Below are 767 nucleotides of genomic sequence, written 5' to 3'. Positions count from 1 at the left end.
ACCAGCGCGCCGCCCGGGAACACCAGCCTGGGCAGCGACAGCAGCCCGCCCGCGGTGATCGCCCGCGCGCCGTACGACACCCGCTTGCCGCCTTCGAGAAACGCGCGGATCGACGGATGCGTCTTGTAGCGCTGGAACTCCTCGAACGGCGACAGATACGGATTCGAATAACCCAGCCCGACGACAAAGCCCACCATCACCTGGTTGTGGTCGATGTGATAGAGAAACGAGCCGCCGTAGGTGTCGCTTTGCAACGGCCAGCCGGCCGTGTGGATCACGAGCCCCGGCTTGTGCTTCGCCGGATCGATTTCCCACAGCTCCTTGATGCCGATGCCGTAGACCTGCGGATCGACACCGTCGCGCAGCCTGAACTTGTCGTTCAGCTGGCGCCCCAGGTGCCCGCGCGCGCCTTCGCAGAAGAGCGTGTATTTGGCGTGCAGTTCCATGCCGGGCTGGAAGTTCTCCGTCGGCTCGCCGTCCTTGCCGATGCCCAGATTCCCGGTAGCGACGCCCTTGACCGAGCCGTCGTCGTTATAGAGGATTTCCGCGGCCGGAAAGCCCGGGAAGATCTCGACGCCCAGCGCCTCGGCCTGCTGGCCGAGCCAGCGCGTGACGTTGGCGAGACTCACGACGTAGTTGCCGTGATTCTTGAAGTTATCCGGCAGCGCCCAGTTCGGCACGCGCTTCGAGCCGGCTTCGGTCAGAAAGAGGAAACGGTCCTCGCTCACCTCGACGTCGAGCGGCGCGCCTTTTTCCTTCCAGTCGGG

At 64.8% G+C, this 767-nt stretch carries 1 protein-coding gene; it reads right to left on the bottom strand.

Going from position 1 to position 767, the window contains the following annotated elements:
- Positions 1–767, bottom strand: a 767-nt coding sequence (locus LPA34_RS26845) for an NAD(P)/FAD-dependent oxidoreductase (protein ID WP_228984172.1), incomplete at both ends; no start/stop codon positions are given.

The sequence above is a fragment of the Paraburkholderia gardini genome (assembly GCF_907164575.1).
Taxonomy (GTDB): Bacteria; Pseudomonadota; Gammaproteobacteria; order Burkholderiales; family Burkholderiaceae; genus Paraburkholderia; species Paraburkholderia gardini.
Note: the sequence above shows the minus strand (reverse complement) of the source record. Positions and strands in the feature narration are given on the sequence as shown.